The 23,646-nt window shown below is 48.0% G+C and carries 12 protein-coding genes; all 12 read right to left on the reverse strand.

What is annotated here, in order from left to right; all coding sequences use genetic code 11:
• Positions 1-3: 3 nt before the first annotated feature.
• The 12 genes from IEV98_RS02505 to IEV98_RS02560 all read right to left on the reverse strand — a co-directional run bounded on the left by IEV98_RS02505 (position 4) and on the right by IEV98_RS02560 (position 23,478).
• The gene (locus IEV98_RS02505) at positions 4-2,952 is read right to left on the reverse strand and encodes a SusC/RagA family TonB-linked outer membrane protein (RefSeq protein ID WP_229738533.1); all 2,949 of its coding nucleotides are present in this window, start codon (positions 2,950-2,952) and stop codon (positions 4-6) included.
• Positions 2,953-3,269: 317 nt separating this feature from the next.
• Positions 3,270-5,114 carry a DUF4859 domain-containing protein gene (locus IEV98_RS02510; RefSeq protein WP_188504349.1) on the reverse strand — a complete coding sequence of 615 codons (1,845 nt, stop codon included), beginning with the start codon at positions 5,112-5,114 and terminating at the stop codon, positions 3,270-3,272.
• A gap of 71 nt (positions 5,115-5,185) precedes the next feature.
• On the reverse strand, positions 5,186-6,580 hold the full coding sequence (locus IEV98_RS02515; RefSeq protein WP_188504350.1) for a DUF4859 domain-containing protein: 1,395 nt from the start codon (positions 6,578-6,580) through the stop codon (positions 5,186-5,188).
• Between the two features lie 22 nt (positions 6,581-6,602).
• A complete protein-coding gene (locus IEV98_RS02520; RefSeq protein ID WP_188504351.1) occupies positions 6,603-7,739 on the reverse strand; it encodes a DUF4859 domain-containing protein in 1,137 nt (378 codons plus the stop codon).
• Positions 7,740-7,757: 18 nt separating this feature from the next.
• Positions 7,758-9,233, reverse strand: a complete 1,476-nt coding sequence (locus IEV98_RS02525) for a RagB/SusD family nutrient uptake outer membrane protein (RefSeq protein ID WP_188504352.1) — start codon at positions 9,231-9,233, stop codon at positions 7,758-7,760.
• A 12-nt stretch (positions 9,234-9,245) separates the two neighbouring features.
• Positions 9,246-12,434, reverse strand: coding sequence for a SusC/RagA family TonB-linked outer membrane protein (locus IEV98_RS02530; protein WP_188504353.1), 3,189 nt, complete (start codon positions 12,432-12,434; stop codon positions 9,246-9,248).
• 486 nt (positions 12,435-12,920) lie between these two features.
• Positions 12,921-14,276, reverse strand: a complete 1,356-nt coding sequence (locus IEV98_RS02535) for a DUF6055 domain-containing protein (RefSeq protein ID WP_188504354.1) — start codon at positions 14,274-14,276, stop codon at positions 12,921-12,923.
• A gap of 53 nt (positions 14,277-14,329) precedes the next feature.
• Entirely contained in the window at positions 14,330-15,340 is a 1,011-nt protein-coding gene (locus tag IEV98_RS02540; protein ID WP_188504355.1) for a DUF5007 domain-containing protein, read from the reverse strand.
• Positions 15,341-15,363: 23 nt separating this feature from the next.
• Positions 15,364-16,065 (reverse strand): hypothetical protein, encoded by a 702-nt coding sequence (locus tag IEV98_RS02545; RefSeq protein ID WP_188504356.1) that lies wholly within the window; start codon positions 16,063-16,065, stop codon positions 15,364-15,366.
• A gap of 29 nt (positions 16,066-16,094) precedes the next feature.
• Positions 16,095-17,711, reverse strand: a complete 1,617-nt coding sequence (locus tag IEV98_RS02550; RefSeq protein ID WP_188504357.1) for a RagB/SusD family nutrient uptake outer membrane protein — start codon at positions 17,709-17,711, stop codon at positions 16,095-16,097.
• A 10-nt stretch (positions 17,712-17,721) separates the two neighbouring features.
• Positions 17,722-20,868, reverse strand: coding sequence for a SusC/RagA family TonB-linked outer membrane protein (locus IEV98_RS02555; RefSeq protein WP_188504358.1), 3,147 nt, complete (start codon positions 20,866-20,868; stop codon positions 17,722-17,724).
• Between the two features lie 285 nt (positions 20,869-21,153).
• Complete coding sequence (locus IEV98_RS02560; protein ID WP_188504359.1) at positions 21,154-23,478, reverse strand: glycoside hydrolase family 127 protein; 2,325 nt, start codon at positions 23,476-23,478, stop codon at positions 21,154-21,156.
• Positions 23,479-23,646: the final 168 nt, after the last annotated feature.

Raw genomic sequence — 23,646 nt, forward strand, 5'->3', positions numbered from 1 at the left:
TTTTTAAAAAGTAACATTTAGTCCCAATGTATACGTGCGTGTCGACGGATACTTGTCGCGGTGATCCATCCCCGGCGCAAAGGTAAAGTCGCCGGAATAGCTCACCGCCTCCGGATCGATACCTCTGTATCCGGTGAAGGTATGCAGGTTCAAACCTGAGAAATAAATGCGCAGATTACTTATCCCCTTAATTGAGTTGGGTTTAAAGGTATACCCCAAGGTTACGTTGTCGATTTTGAGGTAATCAGCGTCTTCGATGTAATGGGACACATACACCAGCGAGTTCCGCAACTCTTTGCCGTCAATTGGGTCAAACGCTGTTTTAAGCACGTTATAAGACCGGTTTACCGGGTTGTCATAGTACAGGCTCTGCATGTTCAGCACCTGATGGCCGAAAGCCCCGCGGAAATTTACCGAAACGTCAAAATTCTGGATATTCACCGTGTTGTTCCAACCCACATTGAATTTGGGAATACCGTTTCCATAATATTGCCGGTCTTCGGGCGTCGCATCTTCCATGGAAATCACTTCACCCTCACGACTCTCAACCAACCAGCCACCATTCTCATCCAAACCGACGCTTTTGTAGACAAAGTATTGGCCAATCGGGCCACCCACAGCTACCCGGTGCGTACTAATCTGGATGGGCTCTCCGGTATGCCCAGCGTCGAAAAATTCCCGCGTCACATTGAACTGTTCATTGGAAAGATTAACCAGCTTATTCTTATTGGTCGAAAAGGTTACATTGGTATTCCATTTCACTGTTTTGGTTTCTACTGCCCGGACGTTGACCAGAACCTCAAAGCCCGAATTCTGCATCTCACCAGCATTGAGCATCATATTTCCAAAAAGGTAAGGAGGGGTCGGGACAGGGAAATTATACAACAAGTCTTTCACATTGCGGACATAATAATCGAGTGAGCCCGTCACCCTGTTTTTCATGAAGCCAAAATCCAGACCCACGTTCCACTCTTCCTTTTTCTCCCACCGCAGGTCTGGGTTGAAATTCCGAGCTGGCACAAAACCCGGCACCCATTTCCCATTGATGTAGGCGCCTTGAGATGTGTTAAAATTATAGCTTGTTTGCGACTGATAAGGATTGTTCGCAATGGTACCGGTCACCCCGAAACCACCCCGTAGTTTGAACTCAGACACAAATGCAACAGGTTGCATAAACTCTTCATTAGCTACATTCCACGCCGCTGAAACGCCGGGAAATGTACCCCACTGGTAGTTCGCTCCAAAGGCCGAAGAACCTTCCCGGCGTATACTGGCCGTCAACATATAGCGGTCCTTCCACGAATAATTTACCCGACCGAAGAAACCGGCCAGTTTCCACATGTCCTTTTCACTTTCCATTGTAGCCAGCCCCCGTTGTAAGGCCGTACCACTTTCCAATCGGTTATACGTGTATTCATCCGTCGGAAAATCAAAATTATACACTTCAAAAGATTCGCCGACGTTATACTGATAACTGTATCCCCCAAGTAGGGTAAAGCGGTGATCGCCAAATGACTTGTTATAATTGGCTGTCAGTTCCAACAAATCTTCCGTATTGGCACCGGTTGAACGGCTAGCGGTACCATTTAGGTTGTTCTTCGTGGTGTTCACGTGATCGAACGTTGTGGAATTGCCCGTGAGGTCATTATTGATAACCCGCGATATCAACATTTTTAGGCTCAAATCACCTATCGGGCGATAATCGACCGAACCGCTGAATCGGCTTTCCCGAAATATACGATCGTTTATCGACTCGTGTATCAAACCCAGCGGGTTGTCGTATGCGTAATCATTGCGTTCCTGCCATCCACCGTCTTCATTATAGATATTGTCCGTTGGGTTACGAATCATCGCCTGCCTCCAAATGTATCCACCGGTACCACCTTGATTCGATTTTGAAGTCTGGTTAATCACCTGGATATTCGTACGCAATTTGCCATCAAACATATCGTGGTTCAAGGCAGCGCGCACGTTAAGCCGCTCCTGGCCGGTTGTTAACATAATACCTTCCCAATTCCGGTAATTCAATGACCCGGTGAAGTTCGTCCGTGAATTGCCCCCAAAAAACGTCAGGTTATGGTTATGACTCACCGGAGTCTGGAGAACCTGATCAAGCCAATTGGTGTTGCCCCCGTAATCCGTGTATTCGTAACCTTCGCTAATCAGCCTCCGGAAATCGCTGGCATCCATCATATCCGGTCGGCGCTGTATCGTTTGCACGTTGGCATAGCCATTGTACTCGATAGACGTCTTGGATTCAGAACTCCGGTTTTTTCGCGTCGTGATCAATAGTACCCCGCCAGTAGCACGTGTACCATAAATGGCTGCGGCCGAACCGTCCTTCAAGACGTCTACAGATTCTATGTCCTCCGGAGCAACGGTAGCGATATCTCCAGGGACACCATCAATCAGTACCAATGGATTCTGCGATCCGTTGATGGAATTAAGGCCCCGAAGGTTTATCTGCGTACTGCCGGTTGGATCACCACTCGGTGTGGTGATACGCATACCCGCTACCTTTCCCTGGATCAGCTGAGCAGCATCGCGCACCGTTCCCTTGGTAAAATCTTCCGCTTTCACACTGGAAATCGCACTGGTTACTTCTCCTCTTCGTTGGGTTCCGTACCCAACCACCACGACCTCTTCCAAGGTCTCCTCGTTGGCCAGCAGACGGATTGTAAGCGTAGTTTGATTGCTTAAATTCACATCTTCGCCAACAAACCCCAACGCTGTCACTACCAAAACCGCGGGCGAAGTATATTGGATGGTAAAATTACCGGATTCATCGGTAGCAGTAGCGGTTTGCGTACCCTGTAAACTAAGTGATGCGCCCGCTATCGGGACACCGGTTTCATCGAGGACCTTTCCCCTGAGGGTGGTCGACTGCTGTGCAAATCCCAGATGAGCACCCAGCATACCTAATAGAAAGAGATAAATGGATAACTTTTTCATGCATTTGGTCATTATAGTAATCGCTTGGTTAAAAGACTTATAATTTAATGTCAAAACAACATTTAAATAACTGTGCAAAAATGCCTCAATGTAAGACGGCCTATAATTCGGTATAAAATGTCATAACGACATCTTTATAATACAAAGGTAAGGAGTATGCGACCGCTGGACTAACCACATATTGTCCGATGCAAACCATAAATTGACGAGCGTATCGGGAAGCCAGACATACAAAGTTAGCCTGAAAAAAGACGACGGATAAAGCAAAGCTTCATATGAACGATGCATTAACACTCGACTCTAATTCGCATACGACGTTATTCAAGGGTGATATGAAATACAAATGTAGCCTGTACCGTTTGGCCCGGCTCGTATTCATATACCAACGCCTGGTTGATGATGTATGTATGATTTGTAGTCGCCTGGCCGGGATACTGCCCAATGGTAAACACCTGGGTACTTTCATTGAATTCCGAAAATACCCGTGCGCCCGCACCCCAAGCAATGACGTCTCCCACGGAGTCGAACCAGTGCCCGTAGCCATTGGCTGTTGTCATCGCATTCAGTCCGCCATCGCTTTCCACGGCATAGAACGTGATTTCATCACCCAGCATATCCGTGATCTGACTCGGCTGCAACACGAATGCCCTAGCGAGTGCGGATTGATCGACGGCTACCGTCGTGCCGGAATAGTTTACCGTGTCGCGAGGGAAACTGACATTGAAGGTAAACGTGGTATCTCGCGGTTCGTCGTCATCGAATGTGAGGTATCCGATGACTTCGGTATTGGTAACCTTGATCTGGTAGGGCCATTGCTCGTCGTTGGCCTCGTCCTCATCCCAGGCATGCGGGGCATAGGATGTGGGGGCGCCGGTGACGACAAAGAATAGCCGGTCACACCCTACCGGCACCGTAAAGGAAGCCATGCCAGTTGCACCACTGTGCATATCGCCATACACGCGCGTGCCATTTTGCAGCAATGCCACGTAGCCATAGCGCCAGCCTGCGCGGGCAGGATCGGCTATCGGATTGAAGCCGGGCTCCGCTGTCAATCCAGTAAAATCGATTGAAACCACTGTGCCTGCAGCTGGCACCTCCAAGGGTATGATGTTATACCCCGTTGTGCCGGGTGCACGTTCGTAAGTAACACACAGGCTGCCATCGCCAAGCACGGTAAACTTGTAGGTCAATGCCCCGATGTAATCGCTCCCTAAGCTACGCAGTGGATCAATATCCCATGTAGCATACTTGGTTGCCATATCGTAAATCTCCTCATTGAACTGTACATCGGAAATACCGGTGATGCGCTTATACGCTTGAATCGGATCTTCAGGTTGTACGGCCTCACGCCATACCCTGCCGACGATATCCAGCCCATATTTATCCACCCAATAATGGTGGATAAAATAGTTGGCGTAGCGGTACCATTCATGGAATTGATGCCGGTGATAGTTTTCGGCATAAACGGAGAAGTGATGCGATTCGAAATTTTCCAACGGATAGCTTTGATGGGCCTGCCACTGGGCGGTCTGTTCCCAGAATCCGTTGCCGCCATTGCCCCCGAAACCGTAGCGGAATCCATGCGCACTACCCAGATCGCAACGTACTTGGTACTGGAAACTGTGCCCGATTTCATGTGCGATGGTAGCGCCTACCGGCTGCGCGGTATTCGGGCTGATCCATAGTGCGCCGATGACATCGTCATACCCGCCACCATAAGCCATCCAATCTGTCGTATAATGCAGGAAAATCATCATCTTATACTGGTCCAGCTTCGATTGCCCTACGCCGCGCTCCGCGAATTTCAATGTATCGATATTCAGCGCGTAAAATGCCTCGGCTTTTTCCAACAGATCATCGATATCCACACGATACGCAGTCTCCACCGAAGCAGATCCGGGATCATGGGTACCATAGCCTTTGCCCCAAAACACCACAAAATGCGTCGAATGCCGACTGCGCTGGTGTGACCAGGTACTGGCATCGTCGTTGAAATCCATATCCGAAAACTCGTTTGGCATATACACCGCAAGTGTATCCGTGGGTTCTTCTTCTTCCGCTTCGACTACAGCTACTGGCTTTTTGCAGGAACCTGCAGCCAATGCCAGAAAGAGTGCGAAGAACAAATAAGCCGGTCGGATGTTGACTAGTACGTTGACCATTTCCCGATTTTTGATTTTTTTGTAAAAAACGTTTCCGGGCCGCTACGCTCCGGAAACGCGCTTCAACCAGATTACTCAACCGTAATGTTAAATACGAAAATTACCTGCACGATCCCCGACCCACTATTGTATACCAGGGATTGCTTCAGCGTGAAGGTGTCTCCGGCAAAATTCCGGTCGGGAAACTGCCCGATATTAAACACCCAGTCGTTGATTTTTAATTCGGAATACAACCTTGCCCCATCTCCCCAATTGAGTGCATTTCCATCGGCTCCAAACCAGTGTCCCGGGGCGGCAGCCGTACTGTTCGGATTAAGCGTACCGTCGGGTTCGATGGCATAGTAGGTGATGTCCGAACCCAACTTGCCGACAATCTCGCTGGCAGGTAGTCCAAATACGCCTTCCAGCTCTGTCGGATCGAGGACGGCCGGCGTGGCTGCATATCCCGCGCCTTCGGGCAGTGTCACATCCCGGGTAATCGTAACGACCTTCGCAACGGAACGTCTAACGGAATTCAACTTAAACCGGATAATATGCGTTCCGGGTTTATAAAACCTAGCCGTGGTCGCCGTGTTGATGTTTTTTCCGATATCCACCGCATCACCCATGACGCGATAGTTGGCGACGGGGTTATCGGTGTATTCACTCGCCCCCACGGTGATCCTATTCTTGACCGGATAAACCAATCCTTTAAAATAAGGGTATTCGTAGACGATTGCGGTGTCGGTAAGTTCCTCCGGATGGAATGGCGACCAATCCGCGAAACTGGGCAACATAGCCCGCCGGATCACTTCACCGTCTGCGGGATTGAAGGGCTCACCCTCTTTATCCAACCACATGTAAATGATCTTATTCTCCGCCGATGGGCGGTGCTCGACCGTGACTGAATACTCGCTGCTGGGCATGGTAGTTGTGGCAGACTCCGATCCGATAACGCTGGTATTGGCCGTTGCCGCAAAAAGCGAATCGGGTTTCATCGGAATGAGATTGATTTCCAGCGCATCTTTATAGATCTTGGTGCCAGATATGTTGCTCACCTGCAAATCAATCGTATAAACACCTGGCGGGATATCTTCCGTAGCCGGAGAAAAGGTCACCTTGCCGCCGATGCTATTCACACCGATCGCAGGGGCCGAGCTCATGCCAATCTTTGCGGCAAGCTGTTCCAAGGTAAGGTCTGCGGCACCGACCTCTGCCAAATACACGGAAAACTCTTTGGATACCAAAAACTCAGGCACCGCGGACCCCGTCGCTTTATTGCGCACTTCGAGCAGCTCCACCTGCATAGGCGTCGAACTGCCATTGGCAATCAACGGGTCCGTACTAATCGATGTTCCCTGCACCACCTGTATTTGGGCGACACTGTACCTTAAATGGTCATTTAGGTATCCGATCTGCTCCGGTTTGCACGCTTGCATGAGTACAAACGGAACCAGTATCAATCGCCATAATTTTCTCGATTTCATATGATTTAAGATTAAATTCCCGCTAAATAATGGTCACATTAAATACGAATTCGGCACGGATCTGCTCATTGCTTCGATTGGTATACACCATGGCTTGTTTGATCGTGTAGGTGTCACCTACGGCAGACCGATCCGGGAATTGCCCGATGGTGAATGTAAACGACGTTGCCGCATATTCAGAAAACAGCCGTGCATCCGCACCCCAGGCTACTACATTACCATTGGCTCCGAACCAGTGTCCCGGTGCATTCGCCGTGGAAGTTCCGTTTAATGTGCCGTCGGGTTCAATGGCATAGAAGACAATCGAACTACCCAGCAAACCCGGTATTTCGTCCGCTTCCACACCGAATGCATCCGCAATCCAAGCACTCGACGCCACGACCGAAGCACCGACGTAAGCACTGGCGGGCTTAAATTTGACGCTGTACGTAAAGCGTATCCCGCCATCTTCCAGATCCTCGATGAATGGGCCGCTATCGGCAGTCGGATTAAAATCGGCGATAAATGTGTGCCGATTCTCCAATACATTCAATATCGTACCCGAAGCCGTCTTTATGCCCGTCGTCTGGCACAGTACACGGGTATCTGCCAGGTCATTCCGGTCTACCCGTACACTGCCATCAGGTGCTGTGGCATCAGGCTCACCCCGCACCTTGATGTAATACAGATAATAGACATCCTGGTAAGACCATGCTCCTTGGGGAACCAACTGCTTATTATAGGCAAACCCATTGATCTCCGTGCCGTTATCCATGGTGGTATAATCGGTTTTTGCCGTATTCAAGCTATGCTGGCCATCTGTGTAGAGATAAGCCCGCACGGAGTCCACATTGATATCTTCCAGGAAATCGGCAAATTCGTAGGTGGCGTTTTCATTTTCTTCAAGAACCAAACCACGTTTCAGCTGATAGTACCTCGCAATCGAATAATCCGAAGGTACCCAAAAGGTTTTGGCATTGTTCACCTCGTCTTTCAGTCCAAAGTGATCGATCACCATCAGTAGCGTATCGAACATGTGGTTCGGGTGCGAGGCGAGGTAATCATATGTGTTTTGGCTGACTTCAGCGGTATGCAGTCCATCATCTGTCAGGTACGCTGCCTTCTTGCATGCCGAAAACCCGATCAAAACCGCCAGTAAAGTGATATATATGGCTTTCATACTGTATTTCTTAATGTGTTATAAATTGACCGTAGACCAATAGGCAGTCTGCCGCAACAGCGGATTCAGGTTAAGCAAACTCGGATCGAACGGCCAGATGTATTTCCCCCGGTTAAACAATTCCTCACTCATCCGGGTGTTATTGAAGGCATAGTCTCCGCTATACTTGTACTGCCTCACCATATCATAGTACCGATGCCCTTCCAAAAACAGTTCCCGGGCCCGCTCACGGAAAATGGCAGCCGTAAGGTCTCCTTCGCCATCCCACGGTTGCAAACCAGCCTGTGCACGGATTTCATCCAAGATGGTACGGGCAGTTGCCGCAGCACCGGTCATCGCCAACCCCTCCGCCCGTAAGAGCTTGATATCGGAAAAGCGGAATATGATGATGTTGTTTTTGTAAATCCCTACCGCATTGTTTGTTTCATCCGAATAGGTAAGGTTTGCGTATTTATTGCAGATGACAAAGCTATTATTGACCGTGGTATCGTAGGTATATTTCAACCGTTTGTCTTCTGGTTCGTCAAACAAGCTTTTGATATGCGCCTTTGTGGTGGTTAACTTCGGTGCGGTGTAGGTACGGTGGTATTTGGTACCCGCCAACGTGAAATCACCAATCCCTATCCGGGTACCCTCATTGGCGGCACCCTGCGATATTTCGAAAATTCCCTCGGCGGACCGGCCCTCGAAAATCGTGTGGTAAGGGATGCTATCGCGCGATACATAATAGTACAAGCCGCTTTGGATAACCGAATCGGCAGCTGCCGCGGATGCTTCGTAATTGCCCGTCCATGCCTGTACATGTGCTTCCAATGCAAATGCAGCTCCCTTATTGGCCCGCATGGCAAAGTCTGCCGAAGCTAGGTTTTGCCAATCCAACAGTTGCTTGGCTTTTTCAAGATCGGCCAGGGCTTGCGCAATCACCTCATCCGATGTTGCCGCCGGATGATTTTCCGCATAGATCGGGGCGACCGCTTCGGTAAGTACCGGAACCCCACCCCATATGCGGCTGATGTAAAAATAAGTAAATGCGCGCATGTAATAGGCTTCGCCGAGTAGGTAATTCCGCGCACGCTGATTATCAAACACATTGGCATCCATTTCCGGCACATACTTGATGACGCGGTTGGCCTGATCGATGACGCGATAGAACAGATCGTACCGCCGAAGCTGGTGCATCGGATTGCCGGTATCGTAAACGGAAAGCGGCAGCCCCCAGTTCATGCTGACCACATGCTGATAGGGGTACGTGTTTGACGTAGTGAATTCATCCGATGGCATATCGCCATACGCATAGAAGGCGACGCCATTAGCACCATTAAATGCGCCACGGAGCAGGGAATACATCCCCGCTACGGCGCTGTTTGCGTCCGCTTGCGTCTTCCAGAAATTTTCATCCGTGGAAACGCTTTTCGGCGCTAAATCCAAAAAATCCTTGCATGACGTGATAACGAGCATGCTCATAAGAAGTACAACCAATTGATTTCTTTTCATGACCTCTTTCTCCTATAAAGTAATATCCAAACCAAATGTCCATTTCTTGGGTATCGGGTACCCATTTCCCGTTGAATACCCATTCGCTTCAACAGCCTCTGGATCCGGCACGGTAGACCATGAAAAGATGGCGATGTTGTCTAAAACCGCGTAAAGCCGTACCGAACTCATCCCGAACCGTTTCGAAAAAGCCTGGGGCACCGTATAGCCCGCCCGTACGTTTTTGATCCGGATAAAGCTGGCGTTCTCTACGAAGGTACTGTTGGCGATATGCCAATTATCCACCGTGTTGTGGAACAAGGAGGGGAACCTGGTCTGATCACCCGGCTTCATCCAGAAATCGGCCATCGTAAAATCTCCGGCAATAGCGGAGTTGGGCCCCCACGTATTGAACAACGTGGCAGAACCGGCATCCTGCAGCTTGTCCGACAGGTAACCGTTCCAGAGCGTGCGACCGAAAATGAAGGTGGTCAGTGCCGATAGCGACCAATTTTTGTACGTAAAGGTGTGGGTCATCCCGCCCATGAAATCGGGGTTAGGGTCGCCCATATCCACTTTGTCATTTTCGTCGATGCTGTAGTCCCCATTCATATCCAGACGCCTAGGATCGCCGGCCTGGTACATGGTTCCACCATAATGCCGCATCCGGTCACCGGTGAGCGGATTAACGGGTACATCTTCATTGGTCGCATATACCCCATCGACTTTCCATACCTTAAAGGGGTACAGTGGCTGCCCGACATTCAGCGTACGTTCCATCCACGGCGGGCCGACTTTGATTTCCTGCCCTCCATTCGGTAGCCTGGTCACATAGTTTCGGTTATAGGAAATATTGAAATTAGTGTTCCACTGAAAGGTTGAGCGTGGCGACATGTTGCGCGAATTGAGGGTTAGCTCAACGCCCGAGTTGCGCACACTGATAAAATTGGTGGAAATGTTCGAATAGCCGGAAGTCGCAGGCATCTGCAAGCCATACACCAAATCCTTGGAATCACGGATGTAATAATCGGCGTTGATGGCTATCCGGTCATTCAACAAATTCAGGTCGACGCCCGCATTGAATTGCGGGGAGCGTTCCCACTTGATGGTCGCCGATGTCGCATCGCTGTTATAGTTGGGATAGTTGACATTGACGCCATTGTAGGTAAACTGACTTATTTCCAAACCATTATCTGTATTTTGACTGCCTGGCAAACCATTGTCGATGACCGATCCATAATAAGCGCCGCTATAAGCCAACATGGTGTAGTGGGCATACTCCGAACCCGGATCCCGGCCAGTGAGGCCGTAGCTACCCCGGATCTTGAAGTAGGAAATAAAGCTTGTCCAGCCCTTGAAGAATTCCTCTTCGGTCAACGTCCACCCCGCTGAAATGGAAGGGAAGATACCCCACCGATTATCCGCATTATAACGGGATGAAGCGTCCATCCGATAACTTGCGGAAATCAGGTATCTGTCTTTATAATCATAACCGAATCGACCGAATACCGACATCCGCGAACGTTCCGCGATGTTCGAATTGCCCGACAGGTTTGGACCAGGACCAACTCCAGTGACGGTCTTGATCGCTTCATTGTTATCGCTCCTGCCCCGCAAGTAGTTGTAATTGGCCACGTTCTTTTCCAAACCGTAACCCAATACACCCGAGACGGTATGCGCGTCATTTAGGGTTTTCGCATAGTTAACGTAACTTTCCCATTCCCAGCGGCGGTTTTGATTCACCCAATTTTGAGCGATATTCTGGTTTCCCGTCAGCAGCTTCGGCCGATACAGGTCGCGGGTATTGTTGTTCACATTGAAAGAAAACTGAGACCGTAGGGACAATTCGGGGACCAAAAACTCCTGAATCGTGCCCGCGATATTACCGTTGATACTGGTACTGCGGTCGTCATCCAACAATCCGTCATATCGACCCGTATACACTTGCTCCTCCAAATCCGTAATCTGCCAAAATGACGAAGGGAATCCCCAAGTGGAGAACGGATATTTCGAACCATCTCCCGAACCATGTTTAGCTTTCGTAAAGCCCGCGAATATATTCGTCTCAAACTGGAGATTCTTCATGGGATTTACCTGAAGCAAGAGCCGAGGCGTCAAGCTTTGATTCTCGTAGCCCATCATGACCCCCTCTTCGTAATAGTGCTGGGCCGAAATACGATAAAGAAATTTCTCCATCGTCGCACCGATACTGACATTGACATTGGTAATCGGCGCCGATTGCAAAAACAACCCCTGCCAATCCGTAGCTTGGTTATAGCCGGGATTCAAGCTGTCGGTCAGCATCTGGTGAATCTGCCCGTTCGAGAACCAATCGTATTCCCCGCCGGCATAAAGCAATCCCATTTTCATCCGGCGCTCCGCGGCTCCAACGGTAATCGGTTTCATCGCAGGCCGGCTAGAAATGCCCGTATACGCCGCGATGCGAACCTCAGGTGTCCCTAACGCCGGCCGTTTCGTTTTGACGATAATCACCCCATTCGCCGCCCGGGCACCATAGATAGCCGAAGCTGATGCATCTTTCAGGATATCCACGGATTCGATATCATTCGGATTGATCGCCTGCAAGGGACTAGCATCGCCATAGGCCGCACGAATGTCGCTTACGTCATAAATAATCCCGTCGATGACGTAGAGTGGCGCTTGCAGCTGGTTATCCGCCAAGCCGAGGTTGCTGGATCCGCGGATGTTCACGATGTTGTTCGTCCCCGGTTCGCCCGACGTGCTCATTACAGCCAGACCAGCGACGCGTCCTTGCAGCATGGCATCAAAAGTAGCGTAGGGTGTATTCTCGAAATCCTTCCCCTTGACACTGGATACCGCCCCGGTCATCTTCCGCCGTTGAACGTCCTGATAGCCAACAACCACCACCTCATCCAGACTGGAAGCATCTTCCTTGAGCGTGATGTCCAAATTGGGATTACTGCTGGTGGCTTCCCGCTCTTGGGGATGGAATCCGACATAGGAGAAAATAATCGCATTGCCCGGGGCGCTAAGTGTAATCACGAACTTCCCCAGGTCATTCGTTATTACCGTATTGGAGCTCCCCTTCTCTTTTACTGTCACGCCTGCCAGTGGGGTCCCTCGTTCGTCTCTCACTGTACCCGATACAGACAGTTGCTGAGCAAAAACATTTGGAACACCCGACAGCAGATAAAGCATGAGCAGCGTGCATGGAATCTTTATTAAATGCAGACTTTTCATTTTTTGATTGATTGGTTAATTGATAAATACATGGTTAGTTAATTTATTTATACACCATTGAAAGGACTAAGCATCCACAGTTGACCTCCGGACAAGTTCCTGATCTTCTCACGTATAGTCACCCACTAATGAAATGTATGTTAAACACTTATTATAGTAGCCCGATAATGTTATCATCAGATTTAAGATTTCATTGTCTACTTCAGCTCCGTTACTGTAACCTATATTGGCTACGTATTTTGGAAACATCCGCTCGCGGGCGGAATCTTCCATTAAAAAGTGACCTCAATGCTTGTTGGTCTATAGTTTGGTTATTAAATAAAATGTCACAACGACATCTTATAATACAAATATATAGTGTGTTTTGTTACCTAGCTAACCGCATATTAACAAATACCTGTCGTAAATTAACATAGGCGGAAAAATCCACCTATGTTAATTTACGACATACTTTTCAAATCATGTCTTACGATAGAATTTAATGGGCTAGGTTGACTCAGCGACAGTCGTTCCGGACAGCTTAATTTGATAAGGCCACCGTTCTTCCTTTGGCGCCTCAGCCTGCTGCCCCCTACGGCGCATCGGAAGCGACCAATGCTCGGTTGGCGCACCCATGACGACTAGCCAAAGGTACTGGGTACCCTTTGGCACCTTAAACGTCGTCGTACCATCGGCGGCAGATTGTGTTTTGCCGTAGACGCGCTTGCCACTGGCGGTGTATGCGACAAATCCATACCGCCAACCGGCTTTATCTACATTGTATGAAGTATATCCATCATGGCCGGCCAGGCCTTTGAATTGTAATTTCACCTTACTACCAGGCTTGGGCACTTCGAGTCTGATACCGTTATAGCCATAGTTCTGCGGGCATTTCGAACTGTCAATACGATGCCAACCGTTACCCATATCGACTAAGGATGTGAAATGCTGGTTGGCATATGGACTGGCCACATCGCGGATACGGTCCATATCCCAAGTGATGAACCGGCGGCTCGCATCGAATAGTTCATCATTAAAATCCGATTGATTAACAGTGTTCAGCCGTTTGTAGGTCATCACTGCGTCCTCACCCTCAACGGACTCACGCCACAGCCTGGAAACGAAGTCCTTCCCATGCTTGCTCGACCAGTATTCGAGCACATACGGCGTATGGTACATATTGGTGGGGTGTAGCAAAGCGAAGTGCGTTTTTTCCATAAAACTCACCAGGTGATAATTTTCGAACGTCATCCATTCGGGGTATACCTGCCACAGCATGTACTGTGAAGTCATTTCTGCCATCGACCCATGGGCTCCGTTCGCACCATCGGCACGGACCAAAAACTGGAACGAATGTCCCAATTCATGTGCCAGTGTGGCATATGGTGCCTTATTGATCCGGCCCGGAGGCGTCCAGAATATCCCTACATTTTCGCTTCCACCACCGAATGCGGTACCGCCCCCGTCCTCACTGCCTATCACATACACTAAAATTTTATACTTGTCCGTCCATGAGCTTCCACGATCGGCAAATTTGAGTGTATCGATAAAAAAGCCATAGAATCGCTCCGCTTCGGCCAGTGCTTCCTTCAGATTAAACCGCATGGCCGGATTCGGATTCGTCATCGGGTCATCACCATATTGCTTTGACCAAAACGCGGCGAAATTCGGCGTTTCGACCATCCGTTGGTAGCTGAATTCGCTGTTGTTGTCGTTATAATCGTTGCTATCCGGTACGCGGTATACCTTGGTGGGGATATACAGTTCTTTTGAGTCAGCCTGCAATGATTGTTGCGCCTTTGCCAGACAACCCACTAAAACTAATCCGATAATTAGTATCACGTTTTTCCTTGCTCGGTTCATATCATTGTCAATTAAAAAGACAACCGTTAAAGACTTGAGTTTGCTACACTTACTTAGTTATCCATTGGTGGCGCACCCCCCGCAATCCGTGTGGTTTCCATCATCTTCACCTCGACCACATAAGTGCCCTCCATCTTGATCTGATAAGAAAATGCGGGGTTAGCGGCGCTGTTTGGTTGACCTTCTATAATCACGTATTGACTGGGAATGCGATAATAATGTAACCAACCCCAATCTGTTACGCCATCGTTATATGCGGCCAACGGGAAAGGGGCCACTTCAAAATCACAGATCAGTGCCGTATCTGTAACAATCACTTCGTTGAATTTCGCATATGTTTCAAACATTGGCCTATCCCCACGCTTAATAATCTCACCTTCAGCAGGGTTAAACGCATCTCCGTTCCTGTCCACGATTTTGAGTATAACGCGCGCTCCATCGTTCGAAATTTTTGTAACGGAAAACCTAGGAGCCGATAAGCCGGTAAAAACCTCTGCCGATGTAGAGGCATTATTTTGTAAAGTTGTCACTTCGTATAACTCGTCGTTTGTCGGATCGACTACATGTATTTCGGCAAAGGACTCATAAAACTTGGTTCCCCAACGATTTGATGCCTCGAGATCAAAAATATACTCCCCCAAAGGTAGGTTTGCCGACGCTCGGTTGAAACTAATCTGACCACTGACTTCATTAAATTCCATGGGTGTCACCTGCTTCAATTCACGTTTCGCATTTAACAACTCTACTGTTGTATCCGTGGCCGCGTTGAACGTCATACCATCTTTAAAAACCTCCACATCATACTCAGTAAAGAATTCAGACGGAGCGGGCTCACCAGTAGCCTTATGCCTCAAGTTGAGCATCTTGAATGTGAATGGTGGCGTTGAACCATCCGCATTGATACGGTCGGACAACGTCAGTGTCATACCGCGCTTAGCAAAAATTACATTATCGCGGTACCGAATGGTATCACTTAAGAAGCCCTGTTCAATTTTCGAACAAGAAAGGCTAAATGCGATTACAGCAATGATAGCCAAAAATTTAAATAATGTCTTTACTTTCATCTTGCAGTAACTATATATCATCATTAATTTGCCGTAGATTGTTCATTGAAAAACAGCCTATGATAGCCATCCAATACATGTACGATTCCTGTAGTAGTGATGATACCGGAGGTCTGTACGTCGATCCGTGTATCTCGCAATTCTTCAGGAATGGCACTTTGATTTGATTCTTCACTATCGCGCGTACCTACCACTTTTGTATAATACAAATAATCGACGTAGTCGACGTAATCGCTATAATCCCTGGTACGTCGTAACCCTAATAAAATTCGTGTATCATCCATCGGACCAAACAAACTTTCGTAATACGCACCTTCTATGGCGAGCTGGTCGCGTTCGATAGCCCCTTCAAACAAATATATCTTCAGCGAATCGTTTAGTTCCTCTGCGTCCAGATCATCGATGCTGAAACTGATGTTTTCATCGCCATCCTCAATAATCCGCTCTTGCTTCTTCGCGCTCACATAATCGGCAACGCCCTCGTTGGTTGTCGCAAAAAAGGTAACGTTACTGTTGACCAGATCCTTTAGGCCCGCCTTGTCGATAATGCGCACTAACGAATCAAATTTGGGATGCGAATCGAGGAAATCATACGTTGTCATGTTGACATTGGGGTTGTGTACGCCACCATCGTTTATGTAGTCATCCTTATCGCATGAAACCAGTAATACGATTGCTAAGAGAAGCCCCGTAGGTACAATCAGCTTACCTATGTATTTTATCATCTTTTTAATACCTATCATTTTACTATTAATTAAATTTTACCCCGCCAGTATTCGGTCTGTACCAAATATCGGTTTTCGCTAAAGAGTCTCGGATCTACTGGCCAAAAGAATCCGCCTTGTTTGAACCGAGTGTCTGTAAGCCATGGCACATAGTCAAAACATTTGCGCGTTCGGACTAAATCAAAAAATAGATGACCCTCTAGATAAAGTTCCTTGCCCCGCTCCAAGATGTATTCCGTCATTATTTTTTCTTCAGACATATCGGCGGTGAGAAGCGAAGTCTCCGATGCACCATAATGCTCTCTGAACCCGTTAATGACCTCGATTGCACGTGGCATGTTACCTTGATACAATGCGATTTCCGCTTGAAGCAACAAAATATCACTTAGCCGGAATAGCGTCATATTGTTGCTGAGATGAGGTTCCAATTCCTGGCCAGGGTTGCGAAAGATTACATTGCTATACTTCACGCACACCGGTCGCTCGGCCGAATAATCCTCAAAATTACTTCTAAACCGAATATCTTTTGTGTCCAACGCATTTACTAACACTTCCTCCCACACCCACTGTGCGATGTCCGCATGCCAAACCCACTGCCATTCTGCCTTCAACTCATAAAAATGCGAAGTTAGATATCCAGGTTTCACGAAAAATGCCGCATCGGCACCGTATGTGGGAATGTAGTTATTGTTCAAAAATTTCATCCCGATATGCCCATCAGTGCCCTCCAGTGTATTTTCACTCATATTGAGCTCAAATATTCCTTCGGACGACCGCCCGATAAAGATATTGTGATAATTCGCGGTGTCAGCTTGGGAATAGCCCCCCTCTGTCAATAATGTTAAAATCGTAGTATCCGCGCTAAACACATCCCTCACTTCCGGCTGGTTTGACGAGAGATCGCTGGTTGTTGCCCGCCACAGGTACATATGTGCCAATAAGGCATAAACGGAACCTTTGTTAACGATAACAGCCCTTTCCGAAGAATTGGTATATCCCCAATCCAACAATGCTGCTGCCTTGTGGCAGTCGTCTTCAATCTGCTTGAGCACATCTGCTCGCGGGCTCCGCGGTAATTGTGGGGCATTGATTGGATCATCATACGCCTCCGTTACCAAAGGCACGTCACCCCATACCTTAGTGAGCATGAAGTAGGTAAACGCACGCAAGAAATAAGCTTGTCCCATAATCTTCTGCCGGAACGCTTCCGGATTATCCTGCTCCAACAACAACACGTCTTCAGGCACTAACGGCATTTCCTTGAGGATGATGTTAGACATGGTAATCGACTTATAAAACAGCGTCCAATTCCCATAGGATTGAACCATGTAATTGCTTGTATAGTTTCCATTTCCGATTTCGTTATGCCCATATCCATCGGAATGTACGCCGATATACATGTTGGCCGTCATATCACCATACATGTAGTATCGGTTTCCTACGCCGGAAAACCCATCCATGAGCGCGTTTCGCATTAGCGCATAGTTACCAGCAATTGCATTATTTCCAGCACGCGCGTCATCCCAAAACACTTCGTTGTAGGTGGAGTTTTTAGGCTCTTCTTCTAAAAATTTCTCACAGGAAGCCAATAAAACAACCATCAAACTAAGCGGAAGTAGCCTCCATATTTTATGATTCGATACCATCGTTATTTCGTTAAAATTGCAATTCAATACCAAACGTAAACCTTGTCGGAATGGGATATCCATCACCGCTATATTCTCCCCAATAGTTGACGGCTTCGGCATCCGGCAACCTACTAGACCGTTGGAACATCGCTAGGTTATCGGCGATCCCGTATACCCTCACATTATCCATTCCTACGCGTGAGAGGAAACTACTCGGCAGGTTATAAGCAAGACTGACGCTTTTTATTCGGAGATAATCACCCCTGTCCAAAAAGTAAGTTTGGCCGGCCACAGAATAATACCTAAACGAACCCAACGGGTAAGCGGGCACCTCTGCCTGATCACCTGGCTTACGCCAAATATTTACTTTACTGAGATCAGGAATCGCATATTGCGCGTATGTCCCGGTGCCGTTGGTTCCAGCGCCGTTTTCATATAAATCGGATGCATAAAGATTTAACACATCGCGATCAAATGCAAAGTTAAACAGTAGGCCCAAGGTGAAATTCTTCCAAGTAAAATTGTTTGTCCACCCCCCAGTCCATTTCGGATTAGGATCGCCAATTGGTAGCTTATCCGGGTTGATTCCATCGTTGAATGGATCAATTATAAAGTCACCATCTACATCGCGCAGGAACATATCGCCCGGTTGGTACGCGCCACCGCCGCTAAAGCGGTCGCCAGTCAGTGGATTGATGGGAATATCATCCACCGTTGAATAAATTCCAAGTGTCTCATACAGATAAAATGTATTGATAGGGCTTCCTACGGAGAGGATATGGGTCTTATCAAACCGTGAACCCGTAACTACTAAATCGCGACCTGAATTAGGCAGGTTCATAATCTTATTTCTAACATATGAGATATTCAATCGGCTGAACCACTGCACGGGGCTTGTTCTGGGTAGCGGATTAGCCATCAAAATAGCCTCTGCACCGTAGTTACGTACACCGATGGAGTTGGTCAGCGCCCGATCATATCCCGTAGTAATGGGAAGCACCACATCAAACAACGATTGCTTGTTCTCCTTATTGAACACATCGAACGCGAATGAGAAACGACCATTCGCCACTTCTCCGTCCACGCCAATGTTCCACTGTACGGACCGTTCCCAACTGATATTAGGCTGAGCTACACCATCGACCAAATTAGGGGTGATCGCCGTGATACCGTTATATGACGTAGCTCCATTATTCCCCCAGTAGTTACCAGCGTTTACACGGTACAAGTTATATTGCAGGTAGTTGTTGCCAGGCAATCCGCCTGAGGTACCCAAACTCGCGCGCAGTTTCAGCAATGAAAATGCAGAGTTTTCCATGAAACTTTCTTCGGAAGCAAGCCACGCCACTGATACCGAAGGAAAATAACCCCATTTGTTGTTTTTGCCGAAACGGGAAGAACCATCACCCCGTATGCTCGCGGATAATAAATACCTGGAATCGTAATCATACGCCAATCGGCTGTAGAACGAAGCCATACTATAGGCTTGGTAGTCTGAAGACGCGCTTAAATATCGTTGTTGGAAACCCTGGATTACTTGAATTTGGTCTGAGGATCCGTTAGTTGCACCAGCATCTACCGAACGGTACTGATTATATTCCAAATCCGATCCCAGAATCCCGCTCAAGTTGTGTTTCTGTAAACTCTTCGTATAGCTGAAATAATTAGAAGAAAGGAAATTGACTTGATTATCCGAAAAAACATTCTGCTCGTTGCCGGTAAAATTAGTCACCGCATTAGGTTGACTGACGTCCCTGCGGCTATTCGAATAGATATAGGAAGTTTGCGATGTGAACTGCAAGGCCTTGCTAAACTCGTAGCCTAGGTTGAGATTGAACGTAAGCTGGTTACCAATATTGACATCTAAATCCTCGTTGTACATTCCCAACAGGTAATCTCTCCGGGTATCGCTAAGGTTAAAATAAGATGCCGGTGTCCACCTTGCATCCGTTCTGATGCCTTCACCTCCTCCTCTCGACCGGTCCGTACGTGTATAGGCTACGATGGGATTAATCATCAGTTTCTCTTTTAAAGCCCTCGACATCAGATTTAGACGCATGGAATAACGTTTGAAGCCCGTTGCTTTCACAATCCCGTCCTCGTCGTACAGCCCTGCACTGAATCGGTAGTTCGTTCCTCCCGTTCCGCCTCCGCTCAAACTCAGATCAGCACTATTGATACGTCCGGTCCGATAGAAAAGATCCTGCCAATCTGTTTGGCCGTTGAAAGCAGGATTTAAACTATCGGTTAGTAAATAAGAGAGCCTTCGATAGTCAATACCCCCACTCTCGCCGCCATCCCTTAGCGGTTTCAGGTCTTCCAGAAGTCGCATCTTTTGCCTCCGCTCCTCGGCTCCAACGACGACATCTCGTAACTCAGGCCGAGAGGTTAGACCAGTGTACGCTGATACCATCACTTGTGGTTCCGTGCTACGACCTTTTTTAGTGGTGATCATAATGACTCCATTTGCAGCCCGTGATCCATAGATTGCAGCTGCGGATGCATCTTTAAGCACATCAATGCTCTCAATATCCTGCGGGTTAATACCCGCAATAAAATTGGTTCCTGTGCCTGTCTGCGGACTGGTATACTGCTGTGGTGGTTGTGGCACACCATCTACCACATATAGTGGCGCATTACCAACGCTGAATTCATCATACTCTCGACTTAAACTGGTATTCCCCCGCACCTGTACCACAGGTGTAGCTCCCGGCTCGCCAGTAAAATTCTGGACATTTACGCCCGCTAGACGCCCCTGCAAAAGTTGATCAAAGCTTGCCGCAGGCAAGTTGGCCAATTCTTTACCAGAAATGCTTGAAATAGCGGCTGTTGTCTTTTTCCGAGTTACTTGTTGGTACCCAATAATAACTACCTCATCCAGTGAACTTTGCGACTCATGAAGCTTTATTTCAATACTACTTCTGTTTTCAATATTTACAGACTGCTTATCAAAACCCATTAAAGAAAACTCCAACGTAGTATTTCTACCTGCGTCAATCACAAACATGCCTTCGTCATCCGTCTGCGTACCGCCAGGCGCTCCCTTTAAAGAAACGGTTACGCCTGCCAACGGACTTCCGCTTTCATCAGTCACCACTCCCCTTATCGGCCCGGACTGGGCCCAACACCAAGCGTGCCAAATACAATAAAAAACAAGTAAAATATTTCTCTTCATATGACAAGATTTAATTAATTATACAAGCGTCTTATAGAAATTTTTCTAGGCAAGAAGGCCGGTCGAACATTATCAGATGTCGCAAAAACACTTTTAATATAATAATAAGTACGCCCTCGCGAAATCTCAGTGATGATTTAAAATTGGTATTAGCGTTTATCTGATAGCAAAGGTACTTTTGCTTTAAACTACATTGTAGTCAAATTTTCACCATTGCCAGGCAAATTTTGATTCACTATATTGATAACGTTTGGTCAAACCCTCACCAACCGATCGCATTGTCATTTATCGCTTTACCGTTCTTGCTACGAACAACGGCCCCCCGCGGCTACCCGTATGGGGTGCAATTTTCACCTTGATACGATCTTTTCCACTGGTCAGTTCTTCCGGTATATCGTATTGCACAGCAACGAATGATCCATCTTTGAGTCCGCTGATGTTTTGGCTAGCAACGGTTTGGCTATCTACCTGGATATCGAATGTCTTGCTGCCCGTGTAGCCACCCCAATATTCGAAGACGAGTGCCATCGCGTGCTCAGGCAAAACTTCCATTTCGAAGCCAAACCATCCGCCACGCTCAGCTTGGCGTGCTTTGCGATCCTGTATCTGTACCACATAGGCTTCCTCACCGATGTAGTTATGATCGCGCTCCGGTTGCATTTCGCCGAGTTGGAAAAAGTCGTGCGTGATGGATTCCAGCCGGGCCCGTTCCTCCTTTTCCGCTTCATACTCGGCTTGGCGTTCTTCCCATTCCTGCTGGGTAAAGACATCCCAATAAACCGAATAGCGTTCATCATAGACCGTATAAAAGGGCTGCATGTACACGTCACGTGGTTTACCTACGTCCTGTGTATGAAATGTGTTAACTGTTCCCGTGGGTTCAACCCATGCTTTCGGATCGGTATTCTCGGTAAAAAATACAGGCACGAATTCCGGATCTTTCGCGTGTGGGTCGTGGACCTGCCCCAATTCGCCAGCCATCACCAGCGGACCGTATAACACCGCCAAGCGTGTGGGGTCATCCGGCATGTCTTCCTTTCGAAGCGAGAAGGGGAATTCCACTTCTACATGGTCACCGTCTTCCCAGACGCGGCTTATTGATACAAAGCTGCCCGGCCTATCGGCTATTGCCATAGCCTCGCCGTTTATCTTGATGGTCATTCCCCTATCCGCCCAATAAGGGTAGCGCACCTTCAAATCGAATTGCTGCTTATTGTCCAGATCGAAGGTCAGCGCCGTCCCTTGTTGTCGCGGAAAGTTCGTTTCCTGTTTCACAGCTAAACCTTTTTCCTCCCATTTTAGTTCTGAGGCTATAAATTGGCTAATGTATAATTCATCATCATTGTGATAGTAGATATGCCCGGCATACTTCGCATGGTTTTCCATGCCCGTACCCACGCAACAAGTAAAGCCAAACGGATCCTGGTAATGCTTATGCCCCCCCATCTCCAAGGATAGGTTATAAGTAACATGGCCTGTTTCGGGGTGTTGTGAAGCCAGTATCTGATTGAATAACGACCGTTCGTAATAATCCGCCACTTCAGCATTTGGTTCCCACTGGAATATATGGTCTGAGAGCTTCAGCATGTTATACACATTGCAGGTTTCCGTGGTCTCGTCACTCAACCGTTTGCTCAATTTATCCGGCTTTCCGAAGTATTCGTGGTTGGCGTTGCCACCAGTCACGTAGGAATGGTGAAGCACCACCCGGTTCCAGAAAAACAATGCGGCATTGCGGTCATTATTATCTCCCGTCGCCTCGTAGCGGTTGGCCAATCCGATAACTTTGGGAATCTGGGTATTGGCATGCAATCCGTTAAGCGAATCCTTGCCCTGCACCAGGTTGTCCAGCACGGCCCTGTGGTAAAAGGACCCGGCCATGTCGAGGTACTTTTGATCTTGCGTATAATGATATAAATCCACCAGCGCATCGTTTATACCACCGTGTTCGCAATGCAGTACCTGCTGCATCTGCTCGTCGGTAAGCGGATCGATGATCGTGCCTATCCAACCGGCAAAAAGGCTGGCCACGGTGAGGGCTTTCTCATTGCCAAGCAGCACATATGCGTCATTCAATCCGGCGAGCACTTTGTGGTGGGTGTAAAATGGTGCCCAGATACCGTTGAGATCAAATCCCTGTGAACGGATATTTCCCTTCGCAATTTCATGCTCAAAAACTTCTTTGCCATTGTCAAACGCCCCGATGTAACCGTTGCCGTCAGCCTCTTGGCATAGCGCAAGCTCGTCCACGATGTAGTCGGCGCGAGTTTTGAATTCCTTATTGCCCGTGCCATTATACATCAATGCGCATGCTGAAAGATAATGTCCCAAACTATGGCCCGCCAGCGATTGGGCTTCCCAGCCCCCATAGCTTTCGGCTTTGGGTTCTAGCCCGGCGTTTTGGCGGAATCGGGCCAGAAAGCGGTCGGGTTCGTATGCCAACAGGATTTTTTCATTCAATTCGGTAGCATGCTTAAAAGGACCGTCCAGAAGTTTCACCGCCGTCAACGGAAAGTTGGTCACTTCCCTAGGTATTTCGTCGTTGTTGCCTGAACAAGCTACTGCCGTTGCCATTACTGCAATAATCATCACATGTGGAAATATCTTCATAACACTGTGTACTTTGCCTATATCCAATGATGCATGTACCCTTGTCGTATAGTTAGTTTATCATGGTTACGTATGCCCAATACGCATCGGGTAGATACAAAGGTAAAGGCATAGGTTATACAACACTAACCGGATATTAGCGGAAAGGGGTAGAAATTTAACAGGCTT

Origin of the sequence: Parapedobacter pyrenivorans (assembly GCF_014636865.1) — a bacterium.
Lineage (GTDB): Bacteria > Bacteroidota > Bacteroidia > Sphingobacteriales > Sphingobacteriaceae > Parapedobacter > Parapedobacter pyrenivorans.

Excerpts from the sequence above, each read along its gene's own strand:
- IEV98_RS02505 (WP_229738533.1), bottom strand. The coding sequence starts at position 2,952 with ATGAAAAAGTTATCCATTTATCTCTTTCTATTAGGTATGCTGGGTGCT.
- IEV98_RS02510 (WP_188504349.1), bottom strand. The coding sequence starts at position 5,114 with ATGGTCAACGTACTAGTCAACATCCGACCGGCTTATTTGTTCTTCGCA.
- IEV98_RS02515 (WP_188504350.1), bottom strand. The coding sequence starts at position 6,580 with ATGAAATCGAGAAAATTATGGCGATTGATACTGGTTCCGTTTGTACTC.
- IEV98_RS02520 (WP_188504351.1), bottom strand. The coding sequence starts at position 7,739 with ATGAAAGCCATATATATCACTTTACTGGCGGTTTTGATCGGGTTTTCG.
- IEV98_RS02525 (WP_188504352.1), bottom strand. The coding sequence starts at position 9,233 with ATGAAAAGAAATCAATTGGTTGTACTTCTTATGAGCATGCTCGTTATC.
- IEV98_RS02530 (WP_188504353.1), bottom strand. The coding sequence starts at position 12,434 with ATGAAAAGTCTGCATTTAATAAAGATTCCATGCACGCTGCTCATGCTT.
- IEV98_RS02535 (WP_188504354.1), bottom strand. The coding sequence starts at position 14,276 with ATGAACCGAGCAAGGAAAAACGTGATACTAATTATCGGATTAGTTTTA.
- IEV98_RS02540 (WP_188504355.1), bottom strand. The coding sequence starts at position 15,340 with ATGAAAGTAAAGACATTATTTAAATTTTTGGCTATCATTGCTGTAATC.
- IEV98_RS02545 (WP_188504356.1), bottom strand. The coding sequence starts at position 16,065 with ATGATAAAATACATAGGTAAGCTGATTGTACCTACGGGGCTTCTCTTA.
- IEV98_RS02550 (WP_188504357.1), bottom strand. The coding sequence starts at position 17,711 with ATGGTATCGAATCATAAAATATGGAGGCTACTTCCGCTTAGTTTGATG.
- IEV98_RS02555 (WP_188504358.1), bottom strand. The coding sequence starts at position 20,868 with ATGAAGAGAAATATTTTACTTGTTTTTTATTGTATTTGGCACGCTTGG.
- IEV98_RS02560 (WP_188504359.1), bottom strand. The coding sequence starts at position 23,478 with ATGAAGATATTTCCACATGTGATGATTATTGCAGTAATGGCAACGGCA.